Annotated in this window: 8 protein-coding genes; 5 read left to right on the top strand and 3 right to left on the bottom strand. The window is 58.9% G+C overall.

The genetic code is table 11. The annotated features are described in order from the left end of the window. From DOU54_RS27705 to DOU54_RS09815, 4 genes are all read left to right on the top strand, one after another. Window positions 1-277, top strand: a 277-nt coding sequence (locus DOU54_RS27705) for a hypothetical protein (protein WP_210206193.1), incomplete at its 5' end; no start/stop codon positions are given. Between the two features lie 48 nt (window positions 278-325). Then, window positions 326-2,812, top strand: coding sequence for an ATP-dependent helicase HrpB (hrpB, locus tag DOU54_RS09825; protein WP_113381962.1), 2,487 nt, complete (start codon window positions 326-328; stop codon window positions 2,810-2,812). Window positions 2,813-2,838: 26 nt separating this feature from the next. Next, entirely contained in the window at window positions 2,839-4,146 is a 1,308-nt protein-coding gene (gene actS, locus DOU54_RS09820) for a two-component system sensor histidine kinase ActS (protein WP_081093539.1), read from the top strand. Between the two features lie 69 nt (window positions 4,147-4,215). Next, window positions 4,216-4,803, top strand: coding sequence for an ActR/PrrA/RegA family redox response regulator transcription factor (locus DOU54_RS09815; RefSeq protein ID WP_004444351.1), 588 nt, complete (start codon window positions 4,216-4,218; stop codon window positions 4,801-4,803). Between the two features lie 4 nt (window positions 4,804-4,807). Here DOU54_RS09815 and DOU54_RS09810 read toward each other — a convergent pair whose 3' ends face one another. Then, the gene (locus DOU54_RS09810; RefSeq protein WP_004444350.1) at window positions 4,808-5,293 is read right to left on the bottom strand and encodes an MmcB family DNA repair protein; all 486 of its coding nucleotides are present in this window, start codon (window positions 5,291-5,293) and stop codon (window positions 4,808-4,810) included. Between the two features lie 184 nt (window positions 5,294-5,477). Here DOU54_RS09810 and DOU54_RS09805 point away from each other — a divergent pair, with 184 nt between their 5' ends. Then, a complete protein-coding gene (locus DOU54_RS09805; RefSeq protein WP_006700126.1) occupies window positions 5,478-6,191 on the top strand; it encodes a L,D-transpeptidase in 714 nt (237 codons plus the stop codon). 76 nt (window positions 6,192-6,267) lie between these two features. On the opposite strand, the gene DOU54_RS09800 is transcribed toward DOU54_RS09805, so the two are convergent. Continuing rightward, window positions 6,268-8,436, bottom strand: coding sequence for a malate synthase G (locus DOU54_RS09800; RefSeq protein ID WP_162749672.1), 2,169 nt, complete (start codon window positions 8,434-8,436; stop codon window positions 6,268-6,270). A 119-nt stretch (window positions 8,437-8,555) separates the two neighbouring features. Then, a complete protein-coding gene (locus tag DOU54_RS09795; protein WP_113381964.1) occupies window positions 8,556-9,521 on the bottom strand; it encodes a DUF1402 family protein in 966 nt (321 codons plus the stop codon). Between the last annotated feature and the right edge of the window lie 103 nt (window positions 9,522-9,624).

The raw sequence follows: 9,624 nt of genomic DNA, 5'->3' as shown, positions 1-9,624 counted from the left end.
TTCAGTGAGCGGACTTATAAATCCATCACCTCAAACAAGTCAACACACCTACCGTCAAAAAACTGACATTTTTGTTAAGTTGTTGAAATATATGAGGATAATTAGCCATTTATGCGAAAACCCACAGAATGCGCCAAATCCCGCGAGCGTTTTGCTGCGCACCGGCCATCTGCGCCTTTTAAAACGTCCGAGCCTTCCCGCTGCGACCGCCATTTTGCCGGTGGCATATCTTCGAAAGCGGCGTGGCCGGCTGTCAAACCGTCGTGTCGTGCATTAAAACAACAAGAAGACGCTCATATGCTACCCTAATACCAGGCTCCTTTGCATGACCAGAACACCAGCGCCAATAAAGACCGACTTACCTGAACTTCCCGTCAGCGCCGTTCTCGCGGAAATCGCAGGTGCCTTGTCGGGGGCGAGACGTGCGGTTCTCTCGGCCCCTCCCGGGGCGGGCAAAACGACGCTGGTGCCGCTTTATCTCCTACAGCAGAGGTGGCGGGGCGACGGAAAGATCATTCTTCTCGAGCCACGCCGGCTTGCGGCCCGCGCAGCGGCGGGACGCATGGCCGATCTCATGCATGAAGATGTCGGTGACACCGTCGGATACCGCATGCGGCTCGACAATCGTATTTCATCAAAAACCCGGATCGAGGTGGTAACGGAAGGCGTATTTGCCCGGATGGTTCTGGATGATCCCGAGCTTTCCGATGTCTCGACGGTGATATTCGACGAATTTCATGAGCGCTCGCTTGACGGAGATTTCGGGCTGGCGCTGGCCCTCGACGTCCAGACCGGTTTGCGTGAGGACCTGCGGATCCTCGTCATGTCCGCAACTCTCGACGTTGAACGCATCAGCGCGCTTATGGGTGGCGCTCCGGTCATCCAAAGTCTTGGAAGGACCTTTCCGATCGACATTCGTTACGAGGAACGCTGGCAGGGCATGCCGGTCGATGAAAAGGTGGCAAGGGCGATTAGGGAAGCCCATGCATCGGAAACAGGGTCCATTCTGGCCTTCCTGCCCGGACAGTCGGAAATTACCCGGACGGCTGCAAGGCTGGAAGGACATTTCCCCGACGATACGGATATCATCCCACTTTACGGCAATCTTTCTCAGAAGGAGCAGGACGCCGCGATCAAGCCGGCAGCCTCCGGGCGACGGAAGATTGTCCTTGCAACATCGATAGCGGAGACCTCGATAACCATCGATGGTGTGAGAGTCGTGGTCGACAGCGGTCTGCAGCGGTTGCCGGTTTTCGAACCGGCGACCGGCATCACCAGGCTTGAGACCGTGCGGGCATCACGCGCCTCGGCCGATCAGCGCGCCGGTCGCGCCGGCCGAACCGAGCCCGGCGTTGCCATTCGCCTCTGGCATCAGGGGCAGACGGCAGCACTCAGTGCATTTACGCCGCCGCAAATTTTGGCGAGCGATCTTGCCGGCCTTGCGCTCGATCTTGCCCTTTGGGGTGTTCATGACCCCTCGTCTCTCGCCTTTCTGGACGCGCCACCTGAGGCTGCACTCAAAGAATCGGTCGCACTCCTGAAAAATCTTGGCGCCCTTGATGAAAGCGGCGCACTGACGCCGCAGGGCCGCCTGATGCGAGGCCTCTCCCTGCCGCCGAGGCTCGCAGCGATGGTGATTGCAGCCGCAGGCGAAGGCTCGGGAAAAAAGGCGGCGATGCTTGCGGTCATGCTGACGGAACAGGGCCTGGGCGGAAATGATATCGATCTCGATGACAGACTGCGGCGCTTTCTTGCCGATAGAGGTGAAAGGGCGCAGGCGGCGCGCAAGCTGGCTTTCCGCCTTCTCGACACAGTCGGTGATATGCCGGCGGCAAACGACCTGCCGAGCGAGGCAGGACCGCTTCTGCTGCACGCATATCCGGACAGGATCGCGCTTCAGCGCGGCGCGCGCGGGCGGTATGTCATGGCGAATGGCCGCGGGGCTGAACTGGCTGAAACGGAGCGGCTGGCGGCGAGCCGAATGCTTGTTGTCGCTGACATTACGGGACGGGCCGCGCAGCCGCGCATCCTTGCGGCGGCCGGCATCGACAGGGCCGATATAGAAGAGCGTATGCCACATCTTATCGTTCAGCAGGATCAGCTGCTGTTCGACAAGGCGAGCGGACAGGCGCGGGCGCGCCGGGTAGTGCGTCTGGGCGCCATCATTCTGGACGAAACGCCCCTGCCCCGTCCCGACGGTGAGCAGGCAGCGCAAGCGCTCGCCAACGGCGTTCGGCATTTCGGCATCGGCATACTTCCTTTTTCGAAAGAGACCGCGCAATTGCGAGATCGGATCGGATTTCTGAATGCCAGCATCGGAGAGCCCTGGCCGGATGTCAGCGACGAGGCGTTGCTTTCGCGGCTGGACGAATGGTTCATCCCTTTTCAGCATGGCGTCCGGAGCCTTCAGGACATCCGGCCCGGCAGTCTTTCCGAAGGGATTCTGTCCCTGGTGCCACATGAGGTCGCCCGAGATCTCGGCAGGCTGGCGCCAACCCATTTCGAAGCGCCGACGGGCCAGCGGCATCCCATCCGCTATGACGCCAGCGAGCCGACGCTTTCCATTCGCGTGCAGGAGCTTTTCGGGCTGAAGGCGCACCCGGCCATTGCGCAGGGGCGGTTGCCGCTGCTCCTGGAATTGACGTCGCCTGCGCACAGGCCGATACAGACGACGCGTGATCTTCCCGGCTTCTGGGCGGGATCGTGGAAGGACGTGCGGGCAGATATGCGTGGTCGCTATCCGCGTCATCCGTGGCCGGAGGATCCCGCCGATGCCCTGCCGACCAGCCGTGCGAAACCGCGCGGAACGTGATGATGACAAGGGTAAAGGAGACGAAGGTGGCTGGCCATCCGATCGAAACCACCAGGCTTGGCCGCGCCAGCCGCAGGATAAGGTTGCAGACCATTGTGTGGCTTCGCTGGCTGGCGGTTGCGGGACAGACGGCGACGATCCTGCTTGTCGCCTTCGGGCTGAATTTTCCGCTGCCACTTTTGGCCTGCGGCCTTTTGATCGCGGCGCTGGCGCTCGCCAACCTTTTTCTCACCGCCCGTTTTCCCTCCACCTACCGGTTGGAGCCGTGGGAAGCGACATTGCTGCTGGCCTTTGACCTTTTGCAATTGACGGCGCTGATCTATATCACAGGCGGACTTTCCAATCCTTTCGCGCCGCTGATCTGCGTGCAGGTCATCATTGCCTTTGCCTCCCAACCGTTGCGGCATTCCCTCATTCTCCTCGGCTTTGCCGTCATCTGCTCGACGGCGATCGCCTTTTCGCCCTTTCCGGTTCCCTGGTATCCCGGTGAGGTCTTGCCGATCCAGCTTCTGCTGCATGTCGGCACCTGGGTGGCGATCATTGCCACCACGTCTTTCGCAGCTTTTTATGCCTATCGCGTTTCCCACGAAGCCAATCAGCTCGCGGATGCGCTGGCTGCGACCGAACTGGTGCTGGAACGGGAAAAACATCTTTCACAGCTCGACGGCCTGGCGGCCGCCGCAGCGCACGAGCTGGGTACGCCCCTTGCGACCATCAGCGTCGTCGCCAAGGAGATGGAGCGGGAACTTGGGGATGATGAGAAATATGGAGAGGACATAGCGCTGCTGCGCAGCCAGAGCGAAAGATGCCGCGACATTCTGCGTCGTCTCACCTCCCTGTCCGCCGACAATGAGGAGCACATGCGCCGCCTGCCGCTTTCATCGCTGATCGAGGAGGTAATGGCGCCGCATCGCGAATTCGGCATTCGTCTGGAACTGGTTGAAAAGAACAATCGCGCCGACGAGCCGGTCGGAATCCGCAATGCCGGCATCATCTACGGCCTTGGCAACCTCATTGAAAATGGCGTGGATTATGCGCGCGAAAAAGTCACCGTAACGGTGGATTACGATCATCAGAACGTTGCAGTCATCATTGAAGACGATGGGCCAGGTTATGCCCATGACGTGCTTGCCCGTATCGGCGAGCCCTATGTGACCGAACGTCACAATGACACACGTGCAGGTGGGCTCGGGCTCGGGCTCTTTATCGCCAAGACCTTGCTGGAGCGCTCCGGCGCCACCGTCGCGTTCGAAAATCGCGGCACAACCGGAACCGGCGCGCGGGTCACAATCGTCTGGCCTCGGGCGCTCATGGAGGATAAAAGAAGCCGTTGACTTTACCATTGACGCTGAAGCGGCAATAAGAACAAGAAAAGCCGATGACGTTGCCGGAAGGCCGGAGACATGAAGACAGAAGACCAGACCTCATCCACAAGCGCGCCGGCGGACGATATCGATCCTATCGGACCTGACAAATCTCTGCTGATCGTTGATGACGATGGCCCTTTCCTGCGGCGGCTTGCCCGGGCCATGGAGACACGTGGCTTTATTGTCGACACTGCCGAGACCGTGAGCGAAGGCATTGCGCGTTCCAAGGCCGCGCCGCCGAAATATGCGGTTGTCGATCTGCGGCTTGCGGATGGCAACGGGCTGGAAGTGATCGAAGCCATCAGGCAGAACCGCGACGACACCCAGATCGTCGTTCTGACCGGCTACGGCAATATCGCCACAGCTGTTACCGCTGTAAAACTGGGGGCGCTGGACTATCTGGCCAAGCCTGCCGATGCCGACGACGTGTTCAACGCCCTGACGCAGCGCAAGGGTGAAAAGACGGAAGTGCCCGAAAACCCGATGTCAGCCGACCGGGTTCGGTGGGAGCACATTCAGCGCGTTTATGAAATGTGCGAGCGCAACGTCTCGGAAACGGCGCGGCGACTGAACATGCACCGAAGGACGCTGCAGCGTATTCTCGCGAAGCGCGCGCCCAAATAAGCGCCTATTCGCCAAAGCTGCGCCCGGTGGTCCATTCCGCCAGCATAAGCCGGGTCGCAGCGGTTCTGGAAAAATCCAGCATGACAGATTTGCGGGTCGCCGGCGGCAATTTATGTTCCGGCGCGTCGCGAAGCATGTGAGCGCCATACCCATCCGACAGTATCAATCCGCATTCCTCCGGGAATATATCGGTTGGAACTTCCGGATGGGTGGCAAAAAACAATCGATCGCAATGCAGGCGGTATTCCGGCCATTTGCGATCGACGCGGAAATCCTCGATCGAGGATTTGATCTCGATGATCCAGATTTCACCCTTGACCGACAGGCTGATGAGATCTGCCCTTCGCCCGCTTGCAAGCGGCAGTTCCGGCAAGACCGAGTGGCGCATTTCGTGCAACAGCACCTGCACGCCGCGGCGCACCAGCATCGCCTTGTCCGACTGGCGGCCGTCGATTAACGGATTATTGTTGGTAACGGAAAGAATAGTCATGGATAAAGGCTGCTGAAGCGTTTGGCCTATTGTTGCAAAAAAGGCAATCAACCGGCAATTTTAAATGCGGTGCCGTTTCGCGGCTGCACAACGGCTTGCCAAGAGCGGCTGAATGGAAAATAACCGATTTATCCTATTAAGCCTACTCCTTCGCACAATTTGGCGAATTTTCCGCGAGAACGACATGCGCATCCGTACCCCATTGACCATACTCGGTCTGACGGCAGCACTGGCACTGGCCGGCTGCGCCGAAACTACCTCCCAATCCGCCACGCCAACATCAGGCAAGATCGCAGCCTCCGTACCGGTTGCTGATCCCGTTCCGGCGAAAGTCGAGACGGTGCAGATCTTCAATGATGTTTATGGTCCGGTGACCGATGCGGGCTATGCGCTGCCGGCCATTCCGATCAACCGTGTGAATGAGAAGTACCGTCGCCAGATCGTCGAGTTCCAGACCAACGAGCGTCCCGGCACGATCATCGTCAATACGCGCGATCGTTTCCTTTATTATATCCTCTCCGGCAACCGCGCCGTGCGTTACGGCATCGGCGTCGGCAAGGCCGGTTTCGCCTGGGCCGGTGAAGCCTATGTGGCCTGGAAACAGGAATGGCCGATGTGGCATCCGCCAAAGGAAATGGCAGACCGCAAGCCGGAAGTGGCGAAATATGTCGAGGCCGGCATGGGCCCCGGCCTTTCCAACCCGCTCGGCGCGCGCGCCATGTATCTCTTTAACGAAAAGGGACAGGATACGCTGTTCCGTATCCACGGTTCGCCCGAATGGGCCTCGATCGGCACTGCTGCTTCTTCCGGCTGCATCCGCATGATCAACCAGGATGTGATCGACCTTTACAGCCGCGTCCGCCCAGGCCGCAGCACCAAGGTCGTCGTGATCCAGTAAGGGCCGCAACAGCAGATCAAGAAAAAGCCGCCGGGAAACGTCCCGGCGGCTTTTTTATTGATGAAAAGGGCGGAGATTACGCCGCCTGCTTTGCCTTCAGCTCGAGGCGGCGGCGGTGCAGGACCGGTTCAGTGTAGCCGTTCGGTTGCTCCCGGCCCTTCAACACCAGTTCGACAGCAGCCTGAAAGGCTACCGATCCTTCGAAGTCGGACGCCATCGGCAGATAGGCTTGATCGCCTGCATTCTGCGCGTCGACCACAGCCGCCATGCGCTTCATGGTCTCGACGATCTGCGCCTCTGTCACGACGCCGTGGCGCAGCCAGTTCGCCATGTGCTGCGCTGAAATGCGAAGCGTCGCGCGATCCTCCATCAGACCGACATTGTTGATGTCTGGTACCTTGGAGCAGCCGACACCCTGATCGACCCAGCGCACCACATAGCCGAGAATGCCCTGCGCATTGTTGTCGAGTTCACGCTGGATTTCTTCCGGCGTCCAGTTGGGACGCGGCGCAACCGGCACTGACAGAATGTCGGAAAGCTTCGCACGGCCGCGGCTTTTCAGCTCTTCCTGAACGGCGGCGACATCAACCTTGTGATAATGCGTGGCATGCAGCGTCGCCGCCGTCGGCGACGGCACCCATGCCGTGTTGGCACCGGCCTTTGGATGCGCAATCTTCTGCTCCAGCATCGCCGCCATCAGGTCGGGCATGGCCCACATGCCTTTGCCGATCTGCGCATGGCCGGAAAGTCCGCATTCGAGCCCGATATCGACGTTCCAGTTTTCATAAGCGGCGATCCAGGCGGCCTGCTTCATGTCGCCCTTGCGAATCATCGGACCCGCTTCCATGGAGGTATGGATTTCGTCGCCGGTACGGTCGAGGAAGCCTGTATTGATGAAGACGACACGACCCTTCGCCGCGCGAATGCTTTCCTTGAGGTTAACAGTGGTGCGGCGCTCCTCATCCATGATGCCCATCTTCATGGTGTTTGGCTGCATGCCGACAAGCTCTTCGACCCGCGTGAAAATCTCGTTGGCGAAGGCCACTTCTTCCGGCCCATGCATCTTCGGCTTCACCACATACATGGAGCCGGCCCGAGAATTCTGGCGTCGCCCGGAAGGGCCGACGTCATAGAGTGCAATGAGCGCCGTGACGACGGCATCCATGATGCCCTCGGGTACTTCACGCCCATCCCGGTCAAGGATTGCCGGATTGGTCATGAGATGACCGACATTGCGCACCAGCATCAGCGACCGGCCCGGCAGCGTCAGCGCGGAGCCATTGGGCGCTGTATAATAGCGATCCGGGTTGAGGCGGCGTGTGAAAGTGTGGCCACCCTTCGAGACCTCTTCCGTCAGGTCTCCACGCATCAGGCCGAGCCAGTTACCGTAGACCAGAACCTTGTCCTCGGCATCGACGGCGGCAACCGAATCTTCGCAATCCATGATGGTCGTCAGGGCGGATTCAAGAATGACATCAGAGATGCCCGCCCTGTCGCCCTTGCCGATTTCGGTCGAGGGATCGATCACGATTTCGGTATGCAGACCGTTCTTGCCGAGCAGGATTGTCGCGGGCTTTGCCGCTTCCCCGGTGAAACCCTTGAATTGCGTTTCGTCCTTGAGACCGGTTCCGCCATTGCTGGCAACAAGCTGCAGAAGCCCATCGACGATCTCGAAACCGGTGACATCAGACCAGCTGCCGCTCAAAAGCGGAGCGGTTTCATCGAGGAAGTTGCGCGCCCAGGCGATGACCTTTTCACCGCGCTTCGGGTTATAGGCCCTGCCCTTCTCGGCACCATCGGCATCGGAAATGGCATCCGTGCCGTAAAGTGCATCGTAAAGCGAACCCCAACGGGCATTGGCGGCGTTCAGCGCATAACGGGCATTCATGACGGGAACAACGAGCTGCGGACCGGCGACGGCAGCAATTTCCGGATCGACGTTGCTGGTTTCCACCTTGAAATCAGGACCTTCCGGCAAAAGGTATCCGATTTCCCTCAGGAATGCCTCGTATACATCGAAATCCGAGGGGGCACCGTTCTCTCGGTACCAGCCGTCGATTTTTTCCTGCAACGCATCGCGCTTGGCGAGCAGTTCACGGTTCTTCGGAGAAAGCTCGTGAACAATGGCCGAAAAGCCTTCGAAGAACGCCTCGCTGTTTAGACCCGTGCCCGGCAGGACATCTTCAGTCAAAAAGGCATAAAGCCTGTCATCGATGGAAAGGCCGAATTTATTCGTGCGGCTCACATGCGCCTCCTCTATTCTGGAAACACAGATTGGACGCGGAGGCGGGCGCTCGTCAATTGCGGCAGCCAGCCAAATATTATTTCCTTTTTGGAAACAATGCAGCCGATAGTCGCCGTTTTCTACAAAAGCGCCTGGAGATCCTTGATGCGGTCATTCACCAGCCAGCCGTAATAATTTTCCTCCGGCAACAGTGGCTGTTCCCCGCCTGCGGCGCGCTGGCGGTTCTTTTGGGCCAGAATGGCAGCGCGCTGTTGCGACCCACCGACATTATAAAGCGTGGAGGTCACGCCCGGATTCTTCGAAATGTCCATATCGGCAATCGACCGGTAATCATCGATCGATCTGCGGATAGAGGCCGCCATGAAAGCCAGCGAGCGGTCGGGGTCCATGATGGCGGTGTAGACCGCGGTGGCGTCGTTCTCATCCAACTTCTCATAACCCGACGTTCTCGCCACCATGTCGGACAGCATCAGCGCCGTCAGCGGATTTATCTGGCCGAGGCCGAAGGTCTGGCCGGCATAAAAGGGCTGGAAGAACACAGCACTGAAACGGTTGTTCGGATAGGTCACGCCATCGACGGTCTTGCCGCGGAAACTGTCATCCCATACATCTTCCCGGCAGTTCCAGAGACTGTAGGAATCCTTCTTCGACTGGCATTTGGAAAATTGCGAATGCGTCAGAAACTGCGCAATCGTTTCATCCTTATAGCCGAAACGGAAGCTGCTACCCGCGTAAGAAGCTGCCTTGACGTAATAAGACTGCAGCCGGTCATAGGCATCGACATTATAAGTGTGTTCGCCAACGATCGCGCCGATCATATGGATCGGATCAATCCCGTAACGCCCGGCCGTCGACTTGATCTTGGCGATCAGCGCCTTGTCGGAAGACAAAAGATCGATGACCTTCTGGTATTTGCGCTCAAAAGACGTGTTGGACGCCTTGGTTCTTTTTGCGGAAGCACCGGGAACGCCCGGTTGCTCGGCATTGCGATTGCCCGGCGGCACGACCGTTGCGGCCTGCACATAAGAAGACGCGGTGACGGTAAACGTCAAAGCAGCGGCAAATGCCAGAAGAGTTTTGCGCACGAGCGAATGCCTTTTCTCAAGCCTGCGGCTTCTGCCAGCGAAAGGTGCTGGAAAACCTGATCATTCCACTAAAACGGTTCCAACCGGAATGCAGCCCTTCCCA

Source organism: Agrobacterium sp. MS2, from assembly GCF_003261015.1.
Classification (GTDB): Bacteria; Pseudomonadota; Alphaproteobacteria; order Rhizobiales; family Rhizobiaceae; genus Agrobacterium; species Agrobacterium pusense.
This window is presented reverse-complemented; position numbering and strand designations above follow the sequence as displayed.